General features: G+C 73.1%; 22 protein-coding genes. 14 read left to right on the plus strand and 8 right to left on the minus strand.

Annotation, left to right across the window (positions count from 1 at the left end; genetic code table 11):
• Window positions 1-86: 86 nt before the first annotated feature.
• The 3 genes from ACFY1T_RS24835 (at window position 87) to ACFY1T_RS24845 (ending at window position 4,569) form a co-directional block, all read left to right on the plus strand.
• Window positions 87-1,346, plus strand: coding sequence for an FAD-dependent oxidoreductase (locus ACFY1T_RS24835; protein ID WP_390790113.1), 1,260 nt, complete (start codon window positions 87-89; stop codon window positions 1,344-1,346).
• Entirely contained in the window at window positions 1,343-2,563 is a 1,221-nt protein-coding gene (locus tag ACFY1T_RS24840; RefSeq protein WP_390790114.1) for a cytochrome P450, read from the plus strand. Before ACFY1T_RS24835 ends, ACFY1T_RS24840 begins: the two co-directional genes overlap by 4 nt.
• Before the next feature lie 110 nt (window positions 2,564-2,673).
• Window positions 2,674-4,569 carry an ABC transporter ATP-binding protein gene (locus ACFY1T_RS24845; RefSeq protein ID WP_390790115.1) on the plus strand — a complete coding sequence of 632 codons (1,896 nt, stop codon included), beginning with the start codon at window positions 2,674-2,676 and terminating at the stop codon, window positions 4,567-4,569.
• Here ACFY1T_RS24845 and dacB read toward each other — a convergent pair.
• Both dacB and ACFY1T_RS24855 read right to left on the minus strand, forming a co-directional pair.
• Window positions 4,548-6,191 carry a D-alanyl-D-alanine carboxypeptidase/D-alanyl-D-alanine-endopeptidase gene (gene dacB, locus ACFY1T_RS24850; protein ID WP_390790116.1) on the minus strand — a complete coding sequence of 548 codons (1,644 nt, stop codon included), beginning with the start codon at window positions 6,189-6,191 and terminating at the stop codon, window positions 4,548-4,550. The two genes, ACFY1T_RS24845 and dacB, sit on opposite strands and share 22 nt — an antisense overlap.
• A gap of 124 nt (window positions 6,192-6,315) precedes the next feature.
• Window positions 6,316-7,050: an SDR family oxidoreductase gene (locus tag ACFY1T_RS24855; RefSeq protein ID WP_390790232.1), complete on the minus strand. Its 735-nt coding sequence runs from the start codon at window positions 7,048-7,050 to the stop codon at window positions 6,316-6,318.
• Between the two features lie 160 nt (window positions 7,051-7,210).
• Here ACFY1T_RS24855 and ACFY1T_RS24860 point away from each other — a divergent pair, with 160 nt between their 5' ends.
• Window positions 7,211-7,792 carry a TetR/AcrR family transcriptional regulator gene (locus ACFY1T_RS24860; protein WP_390790117.1) on the plus strand — a complete coding sequence of 194 codons (582 nt, stop codon included), beginning with the start codon at window positions 7,211-7,213 and terminating at the stop codon, window positions 7,790-7,792.
• Here ACFY1T_RS24860 and ACFY1T_RS24865 read toward each other — a convergent pair.
• Entirely contained in the window at window positions 7,767-8,795 is a 1,029-nt protein-coding gene (locus tag ACFY1T_RS24865; RefSeq protein ID WP_390790118.1) for an alpha/beta hydrolase, read from the minus strand. The two genes, ACFY1T_RS24860 and ACFY1T_RS24865, sit on opposite strands and share 26 nt — an antisense overlap.
• A 145-nt stretch (window positions 8,796-8,940) precedes the next feature.
• Between ACFY1T_RS24865 and ACFY1T_RS24870 the strand changes: the two genes are divergently transcribed.
• Window positions 8,941-9,399 (plus strand): hypothetical protein, encoded by a 459-nt coding sequence (locus ACFY1T_RS24870; protein WP_390790119.1) that lies wholly within the window; start codon window positions 8,941-8,943, stop codon window positions 9,397-9,399.
• Here the strand turns inward: ACFY1T_RS24870 and ACFY1T_RS24875 are convergent.
• Window positions 9,396-9,788: a nuclear transport factor 2 family protein gene (locus ACFY1T_RS24875; protein ID WP_030869867.1), complete on the minus strand. Its 393-nt coding sequence runs from the start codon at window positions 9,786-9,788 to the stop codon at window positions 9,396-9,398. The two genes, ACFY1T_RS24870 and ACFY1T_RS24875, sit on opposite strands and share 4 nt — an antisense overlap.
• A gap of 110 nt (window positions 9,789-9,898) precedes the next feature.
• Here ACFY1T_RS24875 and ACFY1T_RS24880 point away from each other — a divergent pair, with 110 nt between their 5' ends.
• The gene (locus ACFY1T_RS24880) at window positions 9,899-10,342 is read left to right on the plus strand and encodes a MarR family winged helix-turn-helix transcriptional regulator (protein ID WP_390790120.1); all 444 of its coding nucleotides are present in this window, start codon (window positions 9,899-9,901) and stop codon (window positions 10,340-10,342) included.
• Between the two features lie 393 nt (window positions 10,343-10,735).
• Window positions 10,736-11,134 (plus strand): ATP-binding protein, encoded by a 399-nt coding sequence (locus ACFY1T_RS24885; protein WP_390790121.1) that lies wholly within the window; start codon window positions 10,736-10,738, stop codon window positions 11,132-11,134.
• Window positions 11,135-11,187: 53 nt separating this feature from the next.
• On the opposite strand, the gene ACFY1T_RS24890 is transcribed toward ACFY1T_RS24885, so the two are convergent.
• The gene (locus ACFY1T_RS24890; RefSeq protein WP_390790122.1) at window positions 11,188-11,802 is read right to left on the minus strand and encodes a DJ-1/PfpI family protein; all 615 of its coding nucleotides are present in this window, start codon (window positions 11,800-11,802) and stop codon (window positions 11,188-11,190) included.
• A gap of 209 nt (window positions 11,803-12,011) precedes the next feature.
• Between ACFY1T_RS24890 and ACFY1T_RS24895 the strand changes: the two genes are divergently transcribed.
• Window positions 12,012-13,484: a DHA2 family efflux MFS transporter permease subunit gene (locus ACFY1T_RS24895; RefSeq protein ID WP_390790123.1), complete on the plus strand. Its 1,473-nt coding sequence runs from the start codon at window positions 12,012-12,014 to the stop codon at window positions 13,482-13,484.
• A gap of 175 nt (window positions 13,485-13,659) precedes the next feature.
• The gene (locus ACFY1T_RS24900; RefSeq protein ID WP_390790124.1) at window positions 13,660-15,606 is read left to right on the plus strand and encodes a protease pro-enzyme activation domain-containing protein; all 1,947 of its coding nucleotides are present in this window, start codon (window positions 13,660-13,662) and stop codon (window positions 15,604-15,606) included.
• An 80-nt stretch (window positions 15,607-15,686) separates the two neighbouring features.
• On the opposite strand, the gene ACFY1T_RS24905 is transcribed toward ACFY1T_RS24900, so the two are convergent.
• The gene (locus tag ACFY1T_RS24905) at window positions 15,687-16,145 is read right to left on the minus strand and encodes a MarR family transcriptional regulator (RefSeq protein WP_390790125.1); all 459 of its coding nucleotides are present in this window, start codon (window positions 16,143-16,145) and stop codon (window positions 15,687-15,689) included.
• 107 nt (window positions 16,146-16,252) lie between these two features.
• Here ACFY1T_RS24905 and ACFY1T_RS24910 point away from each other — a divergent pair, with 107 nt between their 5' ends.
• Window positions 16,253-17,161: an aminoglycoside phosphotransferase family protein gene (locus ACFY1T_RS24910; RefSeq protein ID WP_390790126.1), complete on the plus strand. Its 909-nt coding sequence runs from the start codon at window positions 16,253-16,255 to the stop codon at window positions 17,159-17,161.
• A 45-nt stretch (window positions 17,162-17,206) separates the two neighbouring features.
• Here the strand turns inward: ACFY1T_RS24910 and ACFY1T_RS24915 are convergent, their stop codons facing one another.
• Complete coding sequence (locus tag ACFY1T_RS24915; RefSeq protein ID WP_390790127.1) at window positions 17,207-17,593, minus strand: winged helix-turn-helix transcriptional regulator; 387 nt, start codon at window positions 17,591-17,593, stop codon at window positions 17,207-17,209.
• 102 nt (window positions 17,594-17,695) lie between these two features.
• On the opposite strand from ACFY1T_RS24915, the gene ACFY1T_RS24920 reads away from it, so the two are divergent.
• From ACFY1T_RS24920 to ACFY1T_RS24935, 4 genes are all read left to right on the plus strand, one after another.
• The gene (locus ACFY1T_RS24920) at window positions 17,696-18,103 is read left to right on the plus strand and encodes a RidA family protein (RefSeq protein ID WP_390790128.1); all 408 of its coding nucleotides are present in this window, start codon (window positions 17,696-17,698) and stop codon (window positions 18,101-18,103) included.
• Between the two features lie 105 nt (window positions 18,104-18,208).
• The gene (locus tag ACFY1T_RS24925) at window positions 18,209-18,991 is read left to right on the plus strand and encodes an SDR family oxidoreductase (protein ID WP_390790129.1); all 783 of its coding nucleotides are present in this window, start codon (window positions 18,209-18,211) and stop codon (window positions 18,989-18,991) included.
• Window positions 18,992-19,017: 26 nt separating this feature from the next.
• Window positions 19,018-21,921: a BTAD domain-containing putative transcriptional regulator gene (locus ACFY1T_RS24930; RefSeq protein ID WP_390790130.1), complete on the plus strand. Its 2,904-nt coding sequence runs from the start codon at window positions 19,018-19,020 to the stop codon at window positions 21,919-21,921.
• Window positions 21,922-21,996: 75 nt separating this feature from the next.
• A complete protein-coding gene (locus tag ACFY1T_RS24935) occupies window positions 21,997-23,178 on the plus strand; it encodes an FAD-dependent monooxygenase (protein WP_390790131.1) in 1,182 nt (393 codons plus the stop codon).
• Window positions 23,179-23,403: 225 nt separating this feature from the next.
• Here ACFY1T_RS24935 and ACFY1T_RS24940 read toward each other — a convergent pair whose 3' ends face one another.
• Window positions 23,404-24,489, minus strand: a complete 1,086-nt coding sequence (locus tag ACFY1T_RS24940) for an alpha/beta fold hydrolase (RefSeq protein ID WP_390790132.1) — start codon at window positions 24,487-24,489, stop codon at window positions 23,404-23,406.
• Window positions 24,490-24,565 lie beyond the last annotated feature (76 nt).

Below are 24,565 nucleotides of genomic sequence, written 5' to 3' on the forward strand. Positions count from 1 at the left end.
GTCTTCGCCGTTGACGCGTCCGGCGCCGCGGGTGCGGTATACGTCCTAGGGGCGTAGTCCGATGCGGGCGAAGGGACGTGGTTGCCGTGGAGCGTACGGCCTGCTGTGTGGTGGGAGGCGGGCCCGCCGGGATGGTGCTGGGCCTGCTGCTGGCCCGGGCCGGGGTGGAGGTCACCGTGCTGGAGAAACACGGTGACTTCCTGCGCGATTTCCGCGGCGACACCGTGCACCCGTCGACCCTGTCGCTGCTGGACGACATCGGTCTCGCCGACCGGTTCGCCCAGCTGCCGCAGCGGCGGGTGACCTCGGTGCAGCTGCCGATCGGAACCGACCGCTCGCTCGTCACGGTCGGCAACATCGCCGCGCTGCACGGCAAGTACAACTACATCGCGATGGTCCCGCAGTGGGACCTGCTCGACCTGCTCGCCGACGAGGCGCGCAAGGAGCCGACCTTCCGGCTGCGCATGAACACGGAGGCCACGTCCTTCCTGATGGAGCGCGGCCGGGTCGCGGGCGTGCGGTACCGCACCGCGGACGGCGCCACCGGAGAGCTCCGGGCCACGCTGACCGTGGCCTGCGACGGCCGCGGGTCCTTCGCCCGGGTGCTGCCCGAGCTCGGCCTGGAGGGCTTCCCCTGCCCGATGGACGCCTGGTGGTTCCGGCTGCCGCGCCACGAGGACGACCCCAGCGGGCTGGTGGGAGGCCTGGGCGAGCGCTTCTTCAGCGCGCTCATCGACCGCGGCGACTACTGGCAGATCGCCGGGCTCATCCCCAAGGGGACCGACGCCGAGCGCCGTGCCGAGGGCCTGGACCGGTTCATGACCCAGTTCACGGACGCCGTGCCGTGGCTCGCCGACCGGTCGCACGCCGTCACCTCCTGGGACGAGGTCAAACTGCTCGACGTACGGCTGGACCGGCTGCGCCGCTGGCACCGGCCGGGGCTGCTGTGCATCGGCGACGCCGCCCACGCCATGTCGCCGGTCTTCGGCATCGGCATCAACCTCGCCGTGCAGGACGCGGTGGCCGCGGCCCGCCACCTGGTGGGCCCGCTCCGCGAGGGCACCGTGGGGCTGCACGACGTACGCCGCGTACAGCTGCGCCGCATGCCGACGACGGTGGCGACCCAGGGCATGCAACGCCTGGCCCACGCCCAGGTCATCGAGCCGCTGCTGGCCGGCCGCGCCCCGTTCGGCCATCCCCGGCGGGCGAAGTGGCTGACGGAGCTCGTCACCGACTCGCGGTGGCTGAACCGGGTGCCGGCCTACTTCATCGCCTACGGGGCGCTGCGCGAGCGGCCTCCCGCGCAGTCGCTGCGCGGCGACGCCGCGGTGCGGGAGGTGTCATGAGCGAGGAGCCGGTGCCGCTCCCCTACGGCGACCCGGCCTTCGTCGCGGACCCGTTCCCGCTGTACCGGCGGCTGCGCGAGGACGGACCGGTGCGCCGGGTCGTCATCGCGGGGGCTCTGGAGGCCTGGCTCGTCACCCGCTACGAGGACGGGCTCGCGGCCCTGTCCGACTCCCGCCTCAGCAGCGACGTGCGGGACGCCGCGGACACCCGGCTGCTGCAGCAGCTGCCCGACACCGAGCGCGAGTCGATGCTCGGCAACATGCTGCGCAGCGATCCGCCCGACCACACGCGGCTGCGCCGCCTGGTCTCCAAGGCGTTCACCGCCCACCGGGTGGCGCAGATGCGGCCGCGGATCCAGGAGGTCACGGACCGGCTGCTGGACGCGGTCGTCGCGGACGGCCGTGCCGATCTCATCGCGGACTTCGCGCTGCCGCTGCCGGTCACGGTGATCAGCGAACTGCTCGGCGTACCGGTGGACGAGCGGCACGAGTTCCAGCACTGGACCGACCGCATGATCATGCGGGGTGCGGAGCCGCCGGATCCGGCCGTGGTGAACGAGGCGTGGCGGCACATGCGCGGGTACGCCGCCGAACTCATCGGCGCCAAGCGGGCGGAGCCAGGCGAGGACCTGCTCAGCGCCCTGATCACGGCCCGGGACGCGGAACAGCGGCTGTCCGAGGACGAGCTGGTCGCCATGGTGTTCCTGCTGCTGGCCGCCGGCTACATCACCACGGTCAACCTGATCGGCGGCGGCATCGCCATGCTGCTCGCCCACCCCGACCAGCTGGACCGGCTGCGCTCCGACCCCGGGCTGCTGCCGGGCGCGATCGAGGAGTTGCTGCGCTACGACGGCCCGGTCAGCCCCGGCATCGCCCGCTTCGCGCGGGAGGACGTGGAGATCGCGGGCGTACGCGTCCCGCGCGGCGCGACCGTGCTGATCGGCTCGGCCGTCGCCGACCGCGACCCGGAGCGGTTCCCGGATCCCGACCGCCTGGACATCACCCGGCCGGACAACGCGCACCTGGCTTTCGGGCACGGCATCCACTACTGCCTGGGCGCTCCGCTGGCCCGCCTGGAGGGCCAGATCGCCATCGGCACCGCCCTGCGCCGGCTCCCCGGGCTCGCCCTCGCGGTCCCCCCGGCGGAGATCCCCTGGCGCCCCGGCGGCCTGCGCGGCCCGCTGACCCTGCCGGTGACCTTCACGCCGGGAGGCTAGTCCGACGGCTGTGACCGGCGGTTGTCACCCACACGGAAAACGCTTGGACGGCACGGAGGGCGTCGCGGGAGACTGCGGGTTCCGTAACCGAGCGACTACTTAGGGTGGCCATGAAAGCGTCCGCATCACGAGGGGGTCCGCCAGGCAGGGGACCGGTGGTCCTCGCACTCCGCTACTACGGACGGGAGCTGGCGCGGCTGCGGTGGCTGACGGCTCCCGCCATGCTGATGCCCGCCATCGGCAACATCGGCATCAACTACATCGCCCCGCTGGTCGTCGCCAAGCTCGTCGGCCGCATCGCCGACGACACCGCCGCCGCCGCCGGCATCGGGCTCGGGGCCGCGCTCCCGTACGTCCTGGGCTTCGCCGGCGTGCTGCTGCTCTCCGAGGGGGCCTGGCGCCTCGGCCTGCACTGCCTGAACCGGGTCGACGCCCGCGGCATCGAGCGGCTGTACATCGTCGGCATGGAGGAGCTGTTCGCGAAGGACGCCGCGTTCTTCCACGACAACTTCGCCGGGTCGCTGACCAAGCGGGTGCTGAGCTTCGCCTCCCGCTTCGAGGAGTTCGTCGACGCGCTGACCTTCTCGGTCGTGGGCCGGTTCGTACCGCTGCTGTTCGGGTCGGTGGTGCTGTGGCGCTACGAACCGCTGCTCGTGGTGGCGCTCCTGGTCATGATCGCCGTGACGGGGGCCTGCGTGCTGCCGCTCGTCCGGCGCCGCCAGGCCCTCGTGGACCGGCGCGAGGAGGCCATCGCCCGGGTGTCGGGGCACGTGTCCGACAGCCTGATGAACATGGACACGGTCCGCGCGTTCGCCGCGGAGGAGCGCGAGGCCGCCGAGCACCGGTCCCGGGTCGCGCACTCGCGCGCGCTCACGCTGCGCTCGTGGGACTACGGCAACCTGCGCATCGACACGGTCGTCGCGCCGATGTCGGTGGTGACCAACGCGCTGGGCCTGCTGATCGCCGTCACGATCGCCGGGAGCGCCGGCCCGGGCGGGGGCGGCGGGCACGGTGTGGAGGCGGTCGTGGTCGCCTTCACGTACTTCTCCAACGCCACCCGGATCATGTTCGAGTTCAACCAGATCTACCGCCGCCTGGAGAGCTCGATGACGGAGGCCGCGCAGTTCACGCAGCTGCTTCTGGCGCCGGCGACCGTACTCGAGCCGCAGTCCCCGGAGCCGGTGCCGGAGCCGGACCGGGCCGGCGAGGTGTGCTTCGAGAAGGTGGACTTCGCCCACGCGGGCGCGGAGCCGCTCTTCGAGGGGCTGGACCTGGACGTGCCCAGCGGGGCGAAGATCGGGCTCGTGGGCCGCTCCGGCGGCGGCAAGACCACCCTCACCCGGCTGCTGCTGCGGATGACGGACGTCGACGCGGGCCGGATCCTGATCGGCGGCCGGGACATCAGCAGGCTGCGCCAGCGCGACCTGCGCGGCCTGATGGCGTACGTGCCGCAGGACCCCGCGATGTTCCACCGCACCCTGCGGGAGAACATCGCGTTCGCCCGGCCCGGGGCCACCGAGGCCGAGATCCGGCGCGCGGCCGAGGCGGCGCACGTCACGGAGTTCGCCGACGCGCTGCCCGAGGGCCTCGACACGATGGTCGGCGAGCGCGGGGTCAAGCTCTCCGGCGGGCAGCGCCAGCGGGTCGCGCTGGCCCGGGCGATCCTGCGCGACGCGCCGATCCTGCTGCTGGACGAGGCGACGAGCGCGCTGGACTCCGAGAGCGAGATCCTCGTACAGGAGGCGCTGTGGCGGCTCATGGAGGGGCGGACCGCCCTCGTGGTCGCGCACCGGCTGAGCACGGTGGCGCACATGGACCGGCTCGTCGTCCTCGACCGCGGCCGCATCGTCGAACAGGGCACGCACCACGAACTGCTGGCCCGCGAGGGCACGTACGCGAAGCTGTGGCAGCACCAGTCGGGCGGTTTCCTCGACGAGGGCCCCGCATCCGACCCGTCCGCACCCGCTGCACCCCCCGCACCGCGTCAGGGTGACTCCTGGAGGTAGGCGGCGATCAGGGCGAGGTCGTTGGCGATGGAGAGGATGTCGGCGGGGTTCGCAGTCGGGGTGGCGGCCCCGTTGACGCCCGCGTAGAAGGGGTCGAAGCGGCCGCCGCCCTTGTCGAGGTAGCCGGCGATGGTGATGGCGCCCACGGCGAGCCGGTCGTTGAGGGCGTCGCCGCCGACGGCCGCGCCGGTCTTCGCGAACACCTTCCCGCGCGCCGGGCAGCTGCGGCAGTTCTCGGCGAGCAGCCCGTCCACGCCGAGGACGGGCAGGGCTTCCCGGAAGAGCCGCGCGTCCGGGGTGCGCTGCCAGTACGCCAGCATCTGCACCAGCGCCCGCGGCGTGGCCCGGTCGGCGGGGTTGCCGCCCCGGCCGTCCATGAGCTCCGCCTGCCTGCGGTCCACTCCGGCCCGGTCCAGGAAGGCGGCGAGCACCGGGAATCCGTCTTCGCACTGCTTGCCGCCGGCGGAGACGGCCATCAGGCAGATGCCGAGGTTGGCGCCCAGGTTGTGGCTGACCTTGAGGATCAGCTTGGCGTACTGCTCGTACGGGGGTGAGGTGTACTCGGCCACCCGCGGGCGGCCGTCGTAGTCGCGCGGGAGCCGGGCGGCCGGGTTGGGTCCGGCCGGATCCGCGGTGACCCGTACGCCGGCCCGGGCGAGGGCCTCGATGAGCGCGGTCCGGCCGAACGCGGCCGGATCCGTGATCGGGGTGGTGCGCAGCAGGGGCGCGGCGTCGGCGGCGATGGTGCCGGAGAGCCGGATCCGGGTGCCGCCGTCGGTGGCGGTCACGGTGATGTTCGTGGGCCCCCCGGCGGCGACGGTCTCGACCGTGGAGGTGACGGCGTACGGGGCGACCTTCGGCCGCCAGTCGAGCCGGGCGTCGGCGCCGGCCCGGTCTCCGGGCGTGGTGAGGAGGTCGATGAGGTTGTCGTTGACGATCAGCGGGGTCGGGGTGGGGTCGAGGACCGGGTCGGGGGCGAAGAGGCGGCTGTCGACGATGACGTCACCGTCGACGCGGGTGATCCCGGAGTCGCGGACCTGCCGCGCGAGCCGGTCGATGCCGGCGAGGGGGTTCTCGGGGGTGAGGGTCGCGCCGGGGAAGTCGTTGGCGTAGGTGTGGTCGAGGTCGGTGTACGCGACGGTGCCGTCGGGGCGGGTACGGCCGCCGAGGGTGAGGTCGCCCTGGGCGACGAGGTCGAGGTCGCCGGTGAGCGTGGCGCCGGTGCGCCGCCCCACGGCGTAGACGGGGGTGACGAAGCGGTGGTCGGTGCCGAGGGTGCGCCAGGTGCCGGAGACCGAGAGGAGTTTCGCGGTGGAGCCGGGGATGAAGAACTGGCCGGGGAAGAGGCTGTGCAGCACGGGTCCGTCGGCGCCCTCGGTCTGCAGGAGGCCCCATTGGGCGTGCCGGTACTCGGGCTTGCGCATGATCTCGGCGATGCGCGGATCGAGCGCGGCCCGGTGCGCCGAGGGGGTCGGGGTCGGGGAGGGGATCGGGGCGGGCGCCGGGGCCGCGCCGGCGCCCGCACCCGTGGCGAGGGCCACCAGCAGCAGGGCGGCGCAGACGGCGGCCGCCCGGCGCCGCGGCGCCGTGACACGTACCGGATGTCCCACAGCGTGTCCCACAGCGCGCTCCGTTCGTCGCGGCTGCATCTCCCGAGGCCTGCGAACAGGGTGGCACGCCCCGATCGGCCCCGCACGTCACCCGTCCGGGTCACGCGTCCGCGTCACGCGTCCGCGTCACCGGTGTCTACGCCTGCGCGGTGGGGCGGACGACGATGTCGCCCACGTCGACGTTGTCCGGCTGCTCGACGGCGTAGGCGATGGCGCGCGCGATGGCGTCCGGCGGGATCGCGATCGCGTCCATGCGGTCGCGGACCTGCGCCCGCATCTGCTCGGACATGGAGTCCGGGAAGTCCGTACGCGTGACACCCGGCGAGACGACCGTGACGCGCAGGCTGTCGCCGGCCTCCTGACGCAGGCCCTCGGACACGGTGCGCACGGCGTTCTTGGTGGCGGCGTACACCGCCTGGAGCGGGACGATGCGCAGTCCGGCCGTGGAAACCGTGTTGACGAAATGGCCGGTGCCCTGCTCGCGGAAGACCGGCAGCGCGGCGGCGATCCCGTACAGCACGCCCTTGAGGTTGACGTCGATCATCCGCTCCCAGTCCTCGACGCGGACCTCGTCCAAGGGGGAGATGAGACCGATCCCGGCGTTCCCGACGAGGACGTCGAGCCTGCCGAACCGGCTGCGCGCCAGTTCGACGAGCCCGGTCAGGTCCTCGCGCACCGTGACGTCGGTGCGCGTCCACGCCGCTTCGCCGCCGGCCGCTTCGATGCGGGCGGCAAGGGCCTCGAGCCGCTCCGTGCGGCGCGCCCCGAGGACGACCTTGGCGCCGCGTTCGGCGAGCAGCAGGGCGGTCGCCTCGCCGATACCGCTGCCGGCGCCCGTGATCGCCACGACCTTGCCTTCGATTCCTGCGATTCCCGCGATTCCCGACATTGTTCGGCAGTCCTTCCAGGAGGCATACGGGCAGGCCAGGGCATGCCCTAGAGTCAAGTGGAGGCGCCACCACTTATTGCAGGCTAACTGGGCGCGCCTCCACTTAGCAAACGGCGAGAACGAGAGAGGACGGCGGTCGCCGATGACCCCGGACGCAGCACGCCCACTGAGAGCCGACGCGCGACGCAACAGGGACAAGATCCTGGCCGCGGCGGTACGGGTGTTCACGGAGGAGGGACTGGACGCGCACCTCGAACGCATCGCCAGGGAAGCGGGCGTGGGCACCGCGACCCTGTACCGCAACTTCCCCACCCGCGAGGCGCTCGTCGAGGAGGCCTACCGCAACGAAGTGGCGCGGCTGCGCGACGTCGTCCCCGAGCTGCTGGCGGCGCAGCCGCCGTACGAGGCGCTGCGCGCGTGGACGCGCCTCTTCATGGACTACGCCACGGCCAAGCGGGGCATGGCCGACGCCCTGCGCGCCATCGCCGCTTCGGGGAGCAACCCGTACGCCCACAGCCACGACATGATCCGGACCGCGATCACCGAGCTGATGGACGCGTGCGCCGGGGCGGGCGCGATCCGGACCGACATCGGCCCGACCGACATGTTCGCGGCCCTCGCCGGCATCGCCCTCACCTCGGCCGCACCCGACCAGCGCGAGCAGGCCGAACGCCTCCTGGACCTCACCCTGGACGGGCTCAGGAGGCCGGCGCCGAGCGGGTGAGGAGGCGGTGGAGCCAGTGGGTGCGGGTCTCGCGGGCGGCGCGGGTGAGGGCGGCGGCCGGGGCCAGGCCGTCGAAGCCGTGGCAGGCGCCGGGCCAGACGTGGAGTTCGGCCTGGCCGCCGGCCTGCCAGATGGCGTTCGCGTACGCCACGTCCTCGTCGCGGTAGATCTCGGCCGATCCGACCTCGATGAAGGCGGGCGGGAGTCCGGAGAGGTCCGTGGCGCGGGCGGGGGCGGCGTAGGGCGGCAGGTCCGCGGCGCCGCGGCGGTCGCCCAGCAGGGCCTGCCAGCCCGTGGTGCTGGAGGTGAGGTCCCACACGCCGAAGCCGGTCATCTGCCGGCTGGAGAAGGTGGCGCCGCGGTCGTCGAGCATGGGGCAGAGCAGCAGCTGCCCCAGGGGGACGGGCCCGCCGCGGTCGCGGGTCAGCAGGGCGAGGGCCGCGGCGAGGCCGCCTCCGGCGCTCTTGCCGCCGATGACGATGCGGTCGGGGTCGATGCCGAGTTCGCCGGCGTGGGCGGCGGCCCAGACGAGACCGGCGTAGCAGTCCTCCAGAGGTTCGGGGTACCGCGCCCGCGGCGCGAGCCGGTACTCGACGGAGACGACGGCGAGTTCCAGCGGGAGGGCCCATTCGCGCAGGATCCGCGGCAGCACGGACCAGGCGTTGCCCATGACCATGCCGCCGCCGTGCAGGTAGTAGAGGAGGGGCAGCGGCCGCCCCGCGAGAGCGGACGGACGGGCGCCGACGAGGGTGACGGCGGGGGCGCCCGGCGGTCCCGGGACCTGGAACTCCGTCACCTCGAAGCGGCCGTCCGCGCGCAGGTGCTCGGCCGTCGGGCGGGGCCGGGACGCGGCGTCCCGCTCCTGCCGGGCGGCGAGGTTCTCCGGGGTGACCGGCTCCCGCGACTCCTCGTCCAGGGCCGCGAGGGCGACGGCCAGTTCGGGGTCGAAGGGGGGTACGGGCAGCCCTGTCGGCGACTGGTTTCCTGGTCCGATGAGAGCCATGCGGGGTATCCCATCACACCGTCAGGCGGCGCCGTCCGGGCGGCACATGACAGCTGTCATGCGGCACGGGTGACCCGGGGCCCTGCCCCGCGGTCCCCCACCCCGGCCAGACTGTGATCATCACACCGATCACGGGGGCGGCGGCATGAACATCCTGAAGAAGAAGACCGAGGACGCCGCACCGGCCGAGGCGGTCGACACCGGTGCCCCGGCTCCGTCCGACTACCGGCTTCCGCTCTGGTTCTTCGGCTTCGAGGGCGTGCTCGCGGCCGCGTTCGACATCCTGAAGGCCTTCCCCTCGGTCTGGCCCGTGCTGCTGGTCCTGCTGGCCGTGAACATCGTCGTCTCGCTGACGATGATGCGCAGGCGGATCAAGCTCGCCAAGGCGCTGTGGCGCGGCAAGGAGACCCGCAAGCTCGCCTTCGCGCTCATCGCCCTGCGGGTGGGCAGCCACTTCGCCCTGAACGCCGCGGGCCTGGCCGTGACCTCGACGCTCGGCCACGTGCTCTTCGCCCTCGTCATGAGCGCGATGACGATCGGCGTGCTGGCCTACTCCCAGGAGACCGCCGTCCGCGCCCTGAACCGTTGCGCGGCGAGCGTCTAGCGGGCGCTGCCGATGGTGCGGTCGGCGGCGGAGCCTTCGAGCATCAGGGTGGTCTCCTCGATGCGGGCGAACCGGCCGTCGGGGGCGATGTCGGCGAACACGTAGACCTCCATGCGCACGGTCGAGCCGTCCTTCTTCGTGATGTGGGCGGTGTGCCGGTCGGCGTACTTGCCGCCGTCGTACAGCTCCTCGTGGACCACGACGTGGCCGTCGGCCACCACGCCGCGGACGTGCTTGATGTGCTCGATGAACTCGGCGCGGTCGGCCCACTCCCCGTCCGTGCGCTGGCGGTATTCCGGGGTGAAGTGGCGGTCGGCGGCTTCCTCGACGGTCATGTCGCGGCTGAAGATCAGGTCGTTGAGGGCGGCCTCGATACCGGTGCGGTTCATGGGATTTCCTTACGGTGCGATGGAACGAAGAGGAAGAAATGCGTGCGCTTCGCACGCTTCTCCTTCACTGTAACACCAACAGCGTGCGCGGCGCACGCTATTCTTGTGGGGTGGACAACGAAGCGGGTCACGAGATCGCAGACGCGCTGGGCATGCTGCTCCGGCGCGGTACGCGCACGCAGCTGCACCGGCGGCTCACCGAGGGCATGGGCGAGGCGGTGGACGAGCTGACGTACCCGGTCCTCAGCACACTGGCCCGGACCGGCCCCCGCAGCGCCGCCGACCTGGCCCCCGACGTCGGGGTCGACCGCTCGGGCGTCACCCGCCGCGCCTCCCGCCTGGAGGCCGCCGGCCTCATCCGCCGCGAGCCGGACCCCGCCGACGGGCGGGCGTACCTGCTCGTCCTCACGGAGGAGGGCCGGGCCGCGGTGGCGGAACTCCGGGACCGCCTGGCCGCGCACATCAGCACGAGCCTCTCCGCCTGGCCCCCGGGCGAGGCCGAACGCTTCGCCCACGACCTGCGCCGCTTCATGACCGAGGGGCCGTTCTCCTAGTCCGTGTCGTACGGATCGGGGCGGGCCGACCGCCCGTGTCGCGGACGTATCCGAAAACGCATACGCCGCCGCAACCGGCGGCCGTCTCCCATGGGGTCATGAACCACGACGCATCCCCGCCGGCTCCGGCCCGCCGTGCGCGCGCGGGCCATCGTGCACAGCGTCGTCCGCGCCCACGAGGGGACCCTGGACCTCCACCCCCGCCAGGGCGGAGGTCTCGTCGTCACGGTCCGGCTCCCGGGCACCGGATAGGGCGGGGCCCGTTCGGCAGGCCGAAGGGACGAGCCGCGGGAGGCCGGGATCGGCCGTCCGGGCGGTGTGACCAAGGTGCCGGCGAACCTAGCGTGGAGGGACCGCAACCGCAGGGGGGACCTGCCGGGATCGGAGGCACCCGTGCCTGCTCACCGCGTCGACATCATGCTCCCCGCCACGCCCGAGGCCGCCCGTTCGGCCCGGCGGGCCCTGTCCGAGGCCGCCATCGGCGGCGCGGTCGCGGACGACGCCCGCCTCCTCGTGACCGAAGCCGTCTCCAATGCGGTGCGGCACACGGTGAGCACCCACATCCGCATGGTGGTCGACGTCGAAGCGGGCACCGACCGGCTGCTGTGTGCCCTGCGCGACGACGCCCCCCACCTCGGCCCCGCGGACCGGACCCCCTCGGGCTGCGCGGAGCAAGAGTCCGGGCGGGGGCTCGGGCTGATCGCCGCCCTCAGCCAGTCCTGGGGCGTGGCCACGTACGGGGCCGGCAAGTGGGTCTGGTTCTGGCTCGGCGCCTCCGCGAACCGGACCTGAGCGGTCGGCACCGTCAGCGCGGGCGGCACGGACGGTCAGGGCGGGCGGCGCGGTCAGCGCGGCACGGATGCCGGCTGCGGTGCGCGGATGGCGCGCAACGTGCGCTCCACCGTCTCCCGCTGCTCCCCCACGGGGGCCGCGTAGCCGATGGCGCCGCGCGCGGCTTCCTCCCCGAGCGTACGGGTGATCACCCACGCGGCCAGGTACTGCGAGGCCAGGCAGCCGCCCGCCGTGGCGATGTTGCCCTCCGAGTGGAAGGGCGCGTCCAGGACGGTGACCCCGCAGGCCTCGACGTACGGCCGGCTCGTCAGGTCCGCGCACGCCGGCGTCCCGTCCAGCAGCCCGAGGCGGGCGAGGACCAGCGCGCCGGAGCACTGCGAGCCGATCAGCTGTCGCGCGGGGTCCAGGGGCAGCCGGGCGAGCAGCCGGTCGTCGGCGACCACGTCGCGCGTCTTCACCCCGCTGCCGATCAGTACGACGTCGGCCTCCGGGATGAAGTCCATGGGGCGCTGGCCGCTGACCTCGACGCCGTTCATCGAGGTCACCACGGGCGTCGGTGTGGTGATGAAGGCTTCCAGGCCGTCCCTGCGGCACCGGTTGATCAGGGCCGACGCGATGAAGCTGTCGAGCTCGTTGAACCCGTCGAACGTGACCACCGCTACCTGCATGAAGTCCTCCTGAGCACGGCATTCGGGGGACCAGCCTCTCAGGTGCGCGGCCTGCGGGTCACAGGCCAATCCCCGGACGTTGGCCTGCCTCCTCCCCCACAGAGTCATCTTTTTTGATGCATCAATCTTGATGCATCAAAAAAGATGGATTACTTTCGTGTCGCGGCCACTGGAACGCACCGGTGCGCGGACGCGGGAGTGGGGACGACATGCGCAAGTGGGCCGGCAATCCCTGGGCGGTCTTGGTGACCGTGTCACTGGGGTTCTTCATGACGCTGCTGGATCTGACCATCGTGAACATCGCCCTCCCGGAGATGATCGGCGCGCTGGGGGCCTCGCTGGACCAGACCCTGTGGGTGGTCAGCGGGTACGCGCTGGTGCTCGCCGTACTCCTGATCACCGCGGGGCGGCTCGGCGACCTGTGGGGCCCGCGCAGGCTCTTCGCCTGCGGCGTGGCGGTGTTCACGCTGGCCAGCGTGGCGTGCGGGCTCGCGCCGAGCGCCGGCCTGCTGATCGCGGCCCGCGGGCTGCAGGGGCTCGGGGCCGCACTGCTGGCGCCGCAGACCATGGCGCTGATCATCTCGGTCTTCCCGGCGCGGCGGCGCGGTACCGCCATGGGCGTCTGGGGGATGGTCGCCGGGCTCGCCACGCTGTCGGGGCCCACGCTGGGCGGCATCCTCGTGTCGACCGCCGGCTGGCGGTGGATCTTCCTGGTCAACGTGCCGATCGGCGTGGCCGCGCTGGTGCTCACGTACCTGGTGGTGCCGGACGTGCGCAACGGGCGCGGCCGTACGTTCGACCTCGTGGGGGTGCTGATCGCGACCGCCGCGCTGTTCTGCCTGGCGTTCGGGCTGCAGGAGGGCGGGCGGTACGGGTGGGGCGCGGGGATACGGGGGCTGCTGGCCGCCGGAACCGCGCTGGCCGCGGGGTTCCTCGTACACCAGCGCGGGAGGCAGGACCGTGAGCCGCTGGTGCCCTTCGCGCTCTTCCGCGACCGGAACTTCACCGTGCTGACCGCGCTCGTGGCGCTGGTGTCGATGGCGATGATCGGGCTCGCGCTGCCGTTCAACCTGTACCTGCAGTCCGTACTGCACATGAGCGCGCTCGAAGCCGGTCTGGTGCTCGCGCCGTCCTCCCTCGTATCGATGGCGGTGGCCCCCTTCGCGGGGCGGCTGTCGGACCGGATGGGCGGCAAGTACCTGCTGATGGCGGGGCTTTCCCTGTACGCGGCGGGGATGGTGGCGATCGTGCTGGCCGCCGGACCGGCGACGCCCTGGTACCTGTTCGCGCCGGCGACGGCGGTGACGGGTCTGGGCGTCGGGTGCGTGGTGGCGCCGATGTCGACGGAGGCGATGCGGAACGTGGAGCCGCGACTGGCCGGTGCGGCGTCCGGGGTGAACAACACGGTCCGCCAGATCGGCTCGGTCATCGGGGCGGCCTCGGTCGGGGCGCTGCTGCAGGGGCGGCTGGCCGTGGAGCTCGCCGCGGGCAGGGCGTACGCGGACGCCTTCGTCGCGGCGCTGCACGTGACGGCGGCGCTGCCGATCGCGGCCCTGGGGGCAGCGGTACTGCTGTGCCTCCTGGTACGCAACCACACGAGGCGGCCGGCGCCGGAGCCCGTACGCAAAACCGCCGAAGCGGTGCACGAAGCGGCAGACGAAGCGGCAGCCGCAGCCGGCTAGGCCGCGTCTGCCGATGCGTCAATTCCCTTTCCTGGCAAGGTCTTTTGGGTTTCTTGATCGCTCCGTGCCCCTGACGTGAACGGTTCCTGACAAGAGTTGCGGCCGTACGCCGCGCACAACGCGGCGGCCCGCGTACCCAGCTCGCGACAGACTCCACTTCACTGCAGGGGATGACATGAGAAGCACCCGCACAGGGCGCCGCACCCTAGGTGTCATGGCAGCGACACTCCCGTTGCTCACCGGCGCGTTCGCCCTCGCGACACCGTCCGCGCAGGCCGCCGGGCCCGTCCCAGGAGGGCGGTCCGCCCTGGAGGGCACCCAGCCCTCCTGGGCCACCGCCTCGGCCGACCAGGGCACGGTCGCCCCGTCCGCGAAGGTGAACGCCCGGGTGTACCTGGCCGGGCGGGACGCGAAGGGCCTCACCGCCTACGCCGAGGCCGTCTCGGACCCGCGGTCCTCCGCTTACGGGAAGTACCTGAGCCCCGCCGAGGCGCGCCTGCGGTTCGGGCCGACCGCCGACCAGATCGGAGCCGTCACCCACTGGCTCCGGCAGGCGGGTCTCACCGTCACCGGTTCCGACCAGCACTACATATCCGTCACCGGTGACGCGGCGGCGGCGGAGAAGGCGTTCGCCACCCGGCTGCACGGCTACCGCAAGGGCGACAAGGTCTACCGGGCCCCCGCAAAGACGGCGTCCGCCCCGGCGGACCTGGCCGGCGCCGTGCTCACCGTGACCGGGCTGGACGACGCGCCGCACCGGTCCACGCACCAGGACGCCCTGCCGGGCCCGGGCGCCGGGTTCCGCAACGCCGGCCCCTTCTCGACCTACTTCGGGTCGAACGTGGCGAAGACCCTTCCCGATGCCAACGGCACGAAGATCCCCTACGCGGTCAGGGGATACACGGGGCAGCAGCTGCGCGCGGCCTACGGCGCGAACGGGTACACCGGCCAGGGGGTGACCGTCGCCATCACGGACGCGTACGCCTCGCCGACCATCGCCCAGGACGCGCGGCAGTACGCCCAGCGCAACGGGGACAAGGCCTACAAGCCCAACCAGCTCCGCCAGGTCGTGCCCGCCGACTACACGGCGACCGAGGAGTGCGACGCGTCCGGCTGGTACGGGGAGGAGACCCTCGACGTCGAGGCCGTGCACGCCGTCGCACCGGACGCGGGCATCGTGTACGTCGCGGGTGCCTCGTGCAACGACCCGGACCTCCTCGACGCCCTGGACAAGGTCGTCGACAGCAGGCTGGCCGACATCGTCTCCAACTCGTGGGGCGACATCGAGGCCAACGAGACCCCGGACATCGCGGCGGCCTACGACCGGACGTTCAAGCTCGGTGCCATCGAGGGCATCGGCTTCTACTTCTCCTCGGGCGACAACGGGGACGAGGTCGCCAACACCGGGAAGAAGCAGGTCGACACCCCGGCCAACTCGGCGTGGGTGACGGCGGTGGGCGGCACCTCCCTGGCGGTCGGCAAGGGCGACACCTACCAGTTCGAGACGGGCTGGGGCACGCTCAAGGCTCCGCTGAGCGCCGACGGCACCGGCTGGACGGGCTTCCCGGGCACCTACACGAGCGGCGCGGGCGGCGGCACGAGTGCGACGGTCGCCCAGCCCTCCTACCAGCGGGGCGTCGTACCCGACTCCCTCGCCAAGGCGAACGGCGCGACGCGCATGCGCACCGTCCCCGACATCGCGGCCATCGCGGACCCCAACACCGGATTCCTCGTGGGGCAGACGCAGAGCTGGCCCGACGGCTCCGTCTCGTACGACGAGTACCGCATCGGCGGCACCTCGCTGGCGGCTCCGGTCATCGCCGGGGTGCAGGCGCTGGCGCAGCAGGCCCGCCACGTGCCGATCGGCTTCGCGAACCCCGCGATCTACTTCCGCTTCGGGACCCCGCTCTACCACGACGTCACCGACCACCCGCTGGGCCAGGACCGTGACCTCGCCGTCGCCCGCGTCGACTTCGCGAACTCCGTCGACGCCGCGGACGGGCTGGTGACCTCGGTCCGCAGCCTCGGCAAGGACAGCTCGCTGGCCGCCGTGCGCGGCTACGACGTGGTGACGGGCGTAGGGTCTCCGGGCCCGGGCTACGTCTCCTCGTACCGCAGGTAGCCTCCGCCGCGGTCCGTCGCCCGGGCCCCGGCGGCTCGGGCGACGGTACGGGGCCGGCGTCACGCGTCAGGCGTCAGGCGTCAGGCGTCAGGCGTCAGGCGGGCCAGCACCTCGGGCGAGAGGCGCTCCGCGAGGGCCTCCAACAGGGCGACGACCTCGGCGAGTTCGGCGGGGTCGCCGGTGCCGAGCGCGGTGGACAGGGCCCCGTCGACGGAGGAGGAGGCGACCTCCGCCCGCCGGTCGGACATCCCGGGGTTGCGCCGGACGAGGGTGCGGCGCCGGTCGCGGGGGTCGGTGGCCGTGACCACGGAGCCGGTCTCGCGCAGCCGGGCCACGCAGGCGGACACCGCGCTCTGCGGCAGGCCCGAACGGACGGCGATCTCGCCGACGGTGGTGTCGGGGTGGGCGTAGACGTCGAGCATCACGACCAGGACCGATCGCGTGCTGGTCGTGCGCTTGCCGACCCCGCCGGTCGGGATGGCCTCTTCGCCGATCTTCATCAGCGTCCGGCCCAGCAGGAAGAGCTGCACACCGTTCATGCGCCCGACCTTACATCAGAAAAGATGCATCTAAACAGATGGAACACGTGCCCGGCCGGCGGAAAACCCTTGGCAGGGCCACCTGTCCGGCGGGTACGTTCCGCTGCATGTCCGGTACGAACACGAAGATGCATGCCGACGAGGTGGACATCGACGAGGCCCTCGTCGAGCGGCTGGTCGCGGCGCAGTTCCCGCAGTGGGCACGGCTGCCCGTACGGAAGGTGCGCTCGGCCGGCACCGACAACGCCATGTACCGGCTGGGCGCGGACAAGACCGTACGGCTGCCCCGCATCGCCGACGCCGAAGGCCAGGTCGGCAAGGAACAGCGGTGGCTGCCGCACCTCGCCCCGCACCTGCCGCTGCACGTACCCGTGCCGCTGGGGCAGGGGGTTCCGGGCGAGGGGTTCCCGTTCGCCTGGTCGGTGTACCGCTGGCTCGACGGGGCGAACCTCTTCGACGAGCCCCTCTCCGAACTGCACACGGCCGCGGCCGAGCTGGGGCGCTTCGTCGCGGCGCTGCGGCGCATCGACACGTCCGGCGCACCGCGGTCGTTCCGGGGCGGGCCGGTGGGTACGGCCGACGACGAGGTCCGCGCGGCGATCCGGGACCTGGGCGCCGACGGCGCGCTGGACGCGGAGGCCGCGACCGACGCGTGGGAGGCGGCCGTTCGCGTACCGCAGTGGGAGGGCGCGCCCGTCTGGCTGCACGGCGACCTGCTGCCGGGGAACCTCCTCGGCCACCGGGGCCGGCTCAGCGCGGTCATCGACTTCGGCTGCGTGGGCGTGGGCGACCCCGCGTGCGATGTGATGGCGGCCTGGACCCTGCTGTCCGCCGACACCCGTGAGGCGTTCCGCGAGGCGGCGGGCGCGGACGACGCGACCTGGGCCCGCGGGCGCGGCTGGGCCCTGCGCTTCGGGCTCACGGCGGAGCACTACTACCGCGTGACCAATCCCGTCCTGGCCGCCGTCGCGCGCCGGGCGTCGGCCGAGGCGATCGCCGACCACCAGGGCTCCTGACGCGCCGTACGGACGGCCCCTAGGGGGTGATCGGCAAGACGCCCCCTAGGTCCCGGCGTCGAAGCGGCGGCACGAGGCCTCGATCTCGCCGACGTACCGGTGGGTCCAGTCGCACAGTCCGTCGATCGTCTCGCGCAGGGCCGCGCCCGGCTCGGTGAGGGCGTATTCGACCCGCGGCGGCACGGTGGGGTACACCGTGCGCCGCAGCAGCCCGTACCGCTCCAGCATGCGCAGGTTCTGGGTGAGCATCTTGTGGCTGATGCCCTCGACCGCGTCGCGCAGCTCGCCGAAGCGCAGGGTGTCGTCGCCGAGGGCTTCGATGATCAGGAGCGCCCATTTGTTGGCGACGCCGGAGAAGATCTCCCGCCCCAGGGAGTCGGCGCGGCGCACGTCCGCTTCGTCGCGTACGCCGCTGAGCTGCTTGGTCACCATCAGGTTCCCCAGTCACCGAAAAGTGCGTTCTTCCATGTCATCGAACACTCTCCTACGGTTCCTGAGTAACCACAAGAGACCACGACATGGAGGCTGCGCACCATGGCCATCACCCTGGTGGACCCCACCGGACTGCCCGAGATCCCCGTCTACCGGCAGGTGTCGATCGCGACCGGCTCGAAGCTGGTCTTCATCGCCGGGCAGGTCGCCTGGGACGCCGACGGGGCCACCGTCGGCGAAGGCGACCTCGCCGCCCAGGTCGAACAGTGCTACCTCAACGTCGCCACCGCCCTGGCCGGGGCGGGCGGCTCGTTCGCGGACGTGGCGAAGCTGACCGTGTACGCCGTCGACTGGACCCCCGACAAGATGCCGCTGCTGCTGGAGGGGATCGCGCGGGCGAGCGCGAAGCTGGGCGTCGTTCCCGTCCCCCCGGCCAGCCTGCTGGGCGTCGCGGCGCTCGACGTGCCCGAGCACCTGGTCGAGATCGAGGCCACCGCCGTCCTCGACTGAGTCGGCGTACCGGTGAGCTCGCGGTGAGCACGTGGTGAGCCGCCTGCGCGACGGTTGGTCCACCGCCGGATCCGCCACGGACCGGTCACTGGACAGGGAGCGACGATGAAGGTTCTGACCGGCAAGACGGCACTGGTGACGGGCGGTTCGCGGGGAATCGGCCGGGCGGTCGCGCTGCGGCTGGCGGCTGAGGGCGCGCTGGTCGCCGTCCACTACGGCGGGAACGAAGAGGCGGCCGGGGAAACCGTGGCGCGGATCGAGGAGGCGGGCGGCCGCGCGTTCGCGATCCGGGCGCGGTTCGGCGAGGACGGTGCGGTGGACCGGCTGTTCGAGGAACTGGCCGCCGGGCTGGCGGGGGCCGGGTGTGCGGGGGCCGGACTGGACATCCTGGTCAACAACGCGGGCATCAGCTCGGGAAACGCGATCTCGCAGGTCACCGCGGCCGAGTTCGCCAGACTGCTGGAGATCAACGTCGCCACCCCGTTCTTCGTGGTCCAGCGCGCGATGGCGCTGCTCAACGACGGCGGACGCATCGTCAACATGGGCTCGACGGCCAGCCGGTTCGCGGTCTCCACCCAGATCGCCTACACGATCAGCAAGGCGGCGCTGGAGTCCATGGCGCCGTCACTGGCCAACGAGCTCGGCCGTCGCGGCATCACGGTGAACACCGTCGCGCCCGGCGCGGTGCGCACCGACATGACCGCGGGCCACACCTGCGTTCCCGAGGTGGTGGCCGGGCTGGAGTCGATCACCGCCCTGGGGCGGCTGGGCGAGCCCGAGGACGTCGCGGACGTCGTCGGATTCCTGGCGGGCCCGCAGGGCCGGTGGGTCACCGGTCAGACCGTCGACGTCTCGGGTGGGACGTTCCTCGGCCCGATCGCCCCGTGATCACATGCCGGTGGATAATCACCGGCATGCGGTTCGGAATCCTCGGCGAGACCAGGGCGTGGCACGGCGACGGCGGCGAGGTGTCACTGGGCGGTCCGGCCCGGCGGGCGCTGCTCGCCCTGCTGCTCGTCCGCTGCGCGGAGGTCGTCCCGTCGGACCGACTGGTCGAAGAGATCGACCCCGCCCGGGTGCTGTCGGCGCACTCCCTGCATTCCCAGGTGTCCAGGCTCCGTACGGCACTGGGCACCGGGGCGGTGATCGAACGGGCCGGAGCGGGCTACCGGATCGTGGTCGATCCGGACCACGTGGACGCTTCCCGTTTCGAGCGGCTGGCCGGGGCCGGCCGGGCGGCGCTGGCCGAGGGCGACGCCGGCCGGGCGCTCCCCCTGCTGCGCGAGGCCCTGGAGCTGTGGCGGGGACCGGCACTCGCCGACCTGCCCGAGAGCGAGACGGCCCGGGCCGCCGCGGCCCGGCTGGAAGAGCACCGGCTCGGGGTGCTCGAAGACCGCATCGAGGCGGGGCTGCGGCTCGGTGAGCACGCGGTGGCCGTACCCGAGTTGCGCGAGCTGGTCGGCCGGCACCCGCTCCGGGAACGGCTGGCCGGACTGCTGATGCGGGCGCTGTTCGCGGCGGGCGGGCAGGCCGAGGCACTGGTGGTGTTCGAGCAGGTCCGCAGGCACTTGGCCGACGAGCTGGGCGCCGACCCGTCGGCCGAACTGACCGCCCTGCACCGGGAACTGCTGAGCACCGACCCGGTACCTGCGCCCGCCGCGCCGCCCGCCCAGCTGACGAGCTTCGTGGGCCGCGCCGACGAGGTGGGCGAAGTCGCCGGGCTGCTGCGGGTGGCCCGGCTGGTCACCTTGACGGGGCCCGGCGGAGTCGGCAAGACCCGGCTGGCGGTCGAGGTCGCGGACGCCGAGGGGGCCGCCGCCGAGGTGTGCTTCGTGGAACTGGCCCCGTTGCGCGACGGAGCCGGGCTGCCGCAAGCCCTGCTGGGCGCGCTCGGCCTGCGCGGGAACGGCCTCCAGATGGACGGCGGCGCGAAGACGCCGGTCGACCGCCTGATCGCGGCGCTGTCGGACCGGGTGCTGCTGCTCGTACTGGACAACTGCGAGCACGTCGTCGACGAGACGGCGCAGCTGGCGGCGCGGCTGCTGGCGACCTGCCCGCGGCTGCGCGTGCTGGCGACGAGCCGGGAGCCGCTCGGCATCATCGGCGAGCACCTGTTCCCGGTGCGGCCGCTCGATGCCGACGCGGCGGCACGCCTGTTCACCGATCGGGCCGGCGCCGTGCGGCGGGGCTTCGCCGCGGACCCCGACCTCGTACGGCGGATCTGTGCGGCGCTCGACGACCTGCCGCTGGCCATCGAGCTCGCGGCGGCGCGGTCGCGCACCCTGGACATCGAAGATCTGGCGGGATGTCTGGACGATCTGCTCGGCGTGGCCGCCCGCGGCAGCCGCACGGTCGACGCGCGGCACCGCACGCTGCGTTCGGTGGTCGCGTGGAGCTGGGACCTGCTCTCCGAGCCCGAGCAGCGGGCGGCGAGGCGGTTCACGGTCTTCGCCGGGGGCGCGACGGCCGGGTCCGCGCGGCGGGTGTGCGGCGCCGACGGCGAGACGCTGGAGTCGCTGGTCGACAAGTCGCTGCTGGAGTTCGCCGGCGGCCGCTACCGGATGCTGGAGACGATCCGCGCGTACGGTGCGGAGCTGCTCGACGCGGCGGGCGAACGCGAGTCCGTGCGGCGCGAACACGCCCGGCGCATCCTGGAGCTGGTGCGGACGGCCGACCCGCACCTGCGGCGGGCCGAGCAGCTGGAGTGGCTGCCCGCCGTGGCCGCCGAGCACGGCGACCTCATGGCGGCGCTGCACTGGGCGGTCGGGGAGCCGGACGTGGGGACGGCCTTCGAGCTGCTCGCTTCGTCGGTCAACTACCTGTGGATCCGGGGGGCGTCCGCGTCGGCCGCGCCGCAGGCGAGCGCCCTGCTCGCGACGGTGGGCGGGGCGGTCCCCGACGGGCTCGGCGAGGAGTACGCCGCGTGCGCGCTGCTCGCCGGGTCGGCACCGGCGTCGGACGATGCCGGACAGCGGATGTGGCAGCGCCATCGCGCGGCGGCCGGGACGGCGCTGGCGGCCGCGTGGCCCGGCGGACGGCCGGGCCGCTACCCGGCCGTCCTGCTGCTGTGGATGATGCGGAACGCGATCGGACCCGACCCGGAGGGCGCGTTCGCCCTCCTCGCCTCCCAGCGCGACTGCGACGAGCCGTGGGCCCGGGCGGCCGCCCACTACGTTTCAGGGTTCGGGTACCTCGGCGACGGAGACCCGGCGGGGGCCGGGCACGCCTTCGAGGAGGCCCTGCGGGGATTCCGTTCGCTCGGTGACCGATGGGGCACCGCACTGGCCCTGGACGCGCTCGCCGGGGCGGCGGGCGCCCGCGGCGACCGCGCGCGGGCGGTCGCGCTGACCGACGAGGCGCTCGTGCTCACCGAACGGCTCGGCGCCCTCGAGGACAGTGCCGACCTGCTGGTCAACCGGGGGGACCACCTCGCCGGCGAAGACCCGGCGGCGGCCCGGGGCGACTACGCGCAGGCCGCCGCGCTCGCCCGCCGCGCAGGCAGCTCCACGTACCTGGCGGCGGCCCTGCGCGGCCTCGGTGACATCGCCCTGGAAGAGGGCGGCCCGGCCGAGGCCGAACGGCTGTACGCGCAGGCCCTGGAGCGGATCGACCCGCACTGGGTCAAGAGCCTGGGGACCCGGCTGCGCACGCTCATCGGGCTGGGCCGCGTCGCCGCCGCCCTCGGCCGCGACGCCGAGGCGCGCGAGCGCTACCGGGAGGCCGCCGCGGCCGCGGAGGGGATGGGGGCGCCCGCACCGGAAGTGCTGCGCATCCTGGGCCTGTCGCAGGAGGCCGTGCACGCGGTGCTGAGCGCGTGACGTCACCGCGGTGAGCGGGAGCGCGGTGAGCGCACGGTGAACCCCCGGTGAGCGGCCCCGTGGAAGCTCTGCGGCATGACGAACCTCAAGGTCCTGATCTCCGGCGCCGGAGTGGCCGGCCCCGCGCTCGCCCTCTGGCTCCACCGGCACGGCTTCCGGGCCACCGTGGTGGAACGTGCTCCCGCGCTCCGCGAGGGCGGGTACGCGGTCGACTTCCGCGGCGAGGCCCACCTGACGGTCCTGCGCCGCATGGGCGTTCTGGCCGACATCGAGCGCGCCCGTACCGGCGTGGGCTCCATGACGTACGTCAACAGCGCGGGCGAGCGCCAGGCCGAACTGCCCGCCGACCTGTTCGCCGGGGACGTCGAGATCCTCCGGGGCGATCTGTCCCGGATCCTGTACGAGGCCACCAGGCCGCACACCGAGTACGTCTTCGGCGACTCCGTCACCTCGCTCACCGAGGACGCCCACGGCGTGCACGTGACCTTCGAGCGCGGCGCGCCGCGCCGGTTCGACCTGGTGATCGGCGCGGACGGGCTGCACTCCGAAACCCGCCGCCTGGCCTTCGGGGCGCAGGAGCGGTTCGTCAAGCACCTCGGCGTCAACTGCGCGGTCTTCACCACGGCCAACCATCTCGGCCTCGACCACTGCGGGCGCGCCTACCGCACCGCGGGCAGGCTCGTCGCGATGTACAGCGCGCGCCACAACGAAGAGGCCAAGGCGGTCTTCTACTTCGCCTCGCCGCAACTGGACCTGGACCGCCGCGACGTGGCGGGGCAGCAGGCCGTACTCGCCGAGACGTTCGCGGGCAACGGCTGGGAGAGCGACCGGTTGCTGCACGACATGCGGTACGCGCCCGATTTCCACTTCGACTCGGTCGGCCAGGTCCACATGGACAGCTGGTCGCGCGGCCGCGTCGCGCTGCTCGGCGACGCCGCCCACTGCCCCTCCTCCCTCTCGGGCATAGGGTCGGGGCTCGCCCTGGTCGGCGCGTACGTGCTGGCGGGCGAGCTGGCCGCGGCGCGCGGCGACCACCGCGTCGCGTTCGGGCGGTACGAGGCGGAGATGCGCGAGTACGCGGTGGGCTGCCAGAAGATGGGCGACGGCGTCGCCAGGCTGATGGTCCCCGGAAGCCGTGTCCTGGCCACGGTCCTCAACCGCTACTACAGGGTCATGCCGTACCTGCCGGGGAAGAACATGGCCGCCAAGATCGCCCGCAAGGCCGCGGAGAACATCTCCCTGCGCGACTACCGCTAGGGGGTGTCTTGTCGATCAGGCCGGATCAGGGAGCGGTGGCGGGCGCCGTGGATCGCAAGGCGGACGTGGGGGTCCCCCCGCCGAAGGCAGGGGGAGGAGGCGACGTGGTGTGTCGGCGAGCGAGGACAACGCGGCGAGGCGCGGTGCCCGCCGCCGCGAGCCCGGCATGATCGGCAAGACGCCCCCTAGGGCGTGTCCGGCGATGGGTGCGGGGCGCGATGCCCCTCAGAGGCCGGCCGGCCGCCGGGCACCGGTGACCACCGGGTGCACCCGGGTCAGCATCAGGTGCAGGAACCGCTGCGGATCGCGGTGGCAGGCGAAGTGGCTGCTGTTCCCGATGAGCGCGAACTCCTTGACCGGGGCCTGCACGTCGTCGAAGAACCTCCGCGCGCGCTCCGCCGGGGTGATGACGTCGCGGTCGCCCTGGAAGATGAAGAAGGGCAGGTCGAAGCGGGTGCCGTCGGCCCAGTCGTCGGCCGTGGCGACGTCGGCGAGGATCTGCTCGGAGAACTTCATGGCCTTCGCGAAGCCACCCAGCTCGCGCAGGGTGTGCAGCGGGGAGAACCACAGGGAGCCCATCACCACGCTCTTCATGGTGGCGGCCGTCAGGGGGTCGCTGGTGGCCAGCATCCTGCTGTAGGCGGCGCGCCGGTCCGCGGTCCACCGGCGGGAGTCCGGGCCCATCCGCTCGAGGGCCGCGAGCTGCCTGCGCTTGCCCGCGGCGCGCAGGCGCGCGCGCAGTCCTTCGTACACGGAGGTGTCGCGGCCCGCGTCGTGGATGTTCTGGTCGGTGCCCACGTAGGCCGAGTACCACTGGGGGTATTCGCGGGCGAGGCGCAGCCCGAAGACGCTGCCGAAGGACTGACCGAGGAGCACGACCTTGTCGACACCGAGCCGCTCACGAACGTAACGGGTGACCTCGACGGCGTCCTGGTGCATCCGCGCCATGCTCATCTCGCCCTGGCCCCCGGGGCCGGAGCGGGCGAAGGTCTTGCCCGCTCCGCGCATGTCCCAGCGGACGAGGGTGAAGTGCTCCTCCCAGGCCCGGGTGCGCGTGGCGAAGATCGAGTTGGAGGAGCCGGGGCCGCCGTGCAGCTCGAGGACGACCGGGTTGGCCGGGTCCTCCCCGCGGATCGAGATCCACTGCTCGATCCCGCCGATCCGGACGAAGCCCTGCTCGTCGACGGCGCCCGGGCCGTCGATGCGCAGGCGCCGGGCACGGCCGGCGCGGCGCAGGGCGCGGTGGCCCAGCAGGCCCGCGGCCGGAGTGGCGAGGAGGACGGCAAAGGCGCCGAGGACGGTGGCGAGCATGGTGGCTCCTCAGAATGTCGCGGACCAGAACTGCGTACGACCTAAGCAATTTCGTTTATGTTATATACAGTTCCTG

The sequence above is a fragment of the Streptomyces sp. NPDC001194 genome (assembly GCF_042896985.1).
Classification (GTDB): Bacteria; Actinomycetota; Actinomycetes; order Streptomycetales; family Streptomycetaceae; genus Streptomyces.

What these genes read in the sequence shown, in the direction of transcription:
- ACFY1T_RS24890 (WP_390790122.1), bottom strand. Translation starts at nt 11,802, where the DNA reads ATGCAGGTAGCGGTGGTCACGTTCGACGGGTTCAACGAGCTCGACAGC.
- ACFY1T_RS24900 (WP_390790124.1), top strand. Translation starts at nt 13,660, where the DNA reads ATGAGAAGCACCCGCACAGGGCGCCGCACCCTAGGTGTCATGGCAGCG.
- ACFY1T_RS24840 (WP_390790114.1), top strand. Translation starts at nt 1,343, where the DNA reads ATGAGCGAGGAGCCGGTGCCGCTCCCCTACGGCGACCCGGCCTTCGTC.
- ACFY1T_RS24845 (WP_390790115.1), top strand. Translation starts at nt 2,674, where the DNA reads ATGAAAGCGTCCGCATCACGAGGGGGTCCGCCAGGCAGGGGACCGGTG.
- ACFY1T_RS24935 (WP_390790131.1), top strand. Translation starts at nt 21,997, where the DNA reads ATGACGAACCTCAAGGTCCTGATCTCCGGCGCCGGAGTGGCCGGCCCC.
- ACFY1T_RS24895 (WP_390790123.1), top strand. Translation starts at nt 12,012, where the DNA reads ATGCGCAAGTGGGCCGGCAATCCCTGGGCGGTCTTGGTGACCGTGTCA.
- ACFY1T_RS24875 (WP_030869867.1), bottom strand. Translation starts at nt 9,788, where the DNA reads ATGAACCGCACCGGTATCGAGGCCGCCCTCAACGACCTGATCTTCAGC.
- ACFY1T_RS24860 (WP_390790117.1), top strand. Translation starts at nt 7,211, where the DNA reads ATGACCCCGGACGCAGCACGCCCACTGAGAGCCGACGCGCGACGCAAC.
- ACFY1T_RS24865 (WP_390790118.1), bottom strand. Translation starts at nt 8,795, where the DNA reads ATGGCTCTCATCGGACCAGGAAACCAGTCGCCGACAGGGCTGCCCGTA.
- ACFY1T_RS24870 (WP_390790119.1), top strand. Translation starts at nt 8,941, where the DNA reads ATGAACATCCTGAAGAAGAAGACCGAGGACGCCGCACCGGCCGAGGCG.
- ACFY1T_RS24920 (WP_390790128.1), top strand. Translation starts at nt 17,696, where the DNA reads ATGGCCATCACCCTGGTGGACCCCACCGGACTGCCCGAGATCCCCGTC.
- ACFY1T_RS24910 (WP_390790126.1), top strand. Translation starts at nt 16,253, where the DNA reads ATGTCCGGTACGAACACGAAGATGCATGCCGACGAGGTGGACATCGAC.
- ACFY1T_RS24915 (WP_390790127.1), bottom strand. Translation starts at nt 17,593, where the DNA reads ATGGTGACCAAGCAGCTCAGCGGCGTACGCGACGAAGCGGACGTGCGC.
- ACFY1T_RS24940 (WP_390790132.1), bottom strand. Translation starts at nt 24,489, where the DNA reads ATGCTCGCCACCGTCCTCGGCGCCTTTGCCGTCCTCCTCGCCACTCCG.
- ACFY1T_RS24930 (WP_390790130.1), top strand. Translation starts at nt 19,018, where the DNA reads ATGCGGTTCGGAATCCTCGGCGAGACCAGGGCGTGGCACGGCGACGGC.
- ACFY1T_RS24905 (WP_390790125.1), bottom strand. Translation starts at nt 16,145, where the DNA reads ATGAACGGTGTGCAGCTCTTCCTGCTGGGCCGGACGCTGATGAAGATC.
- ACFY1T_RS24925 (WP_390790129.1), top strand. Translation starts at nt 18,209, where the DNA reads ATGAAGGTTCTGACCGGCAAGACGGCACTGGTGACGGGCGGTTCGCGG.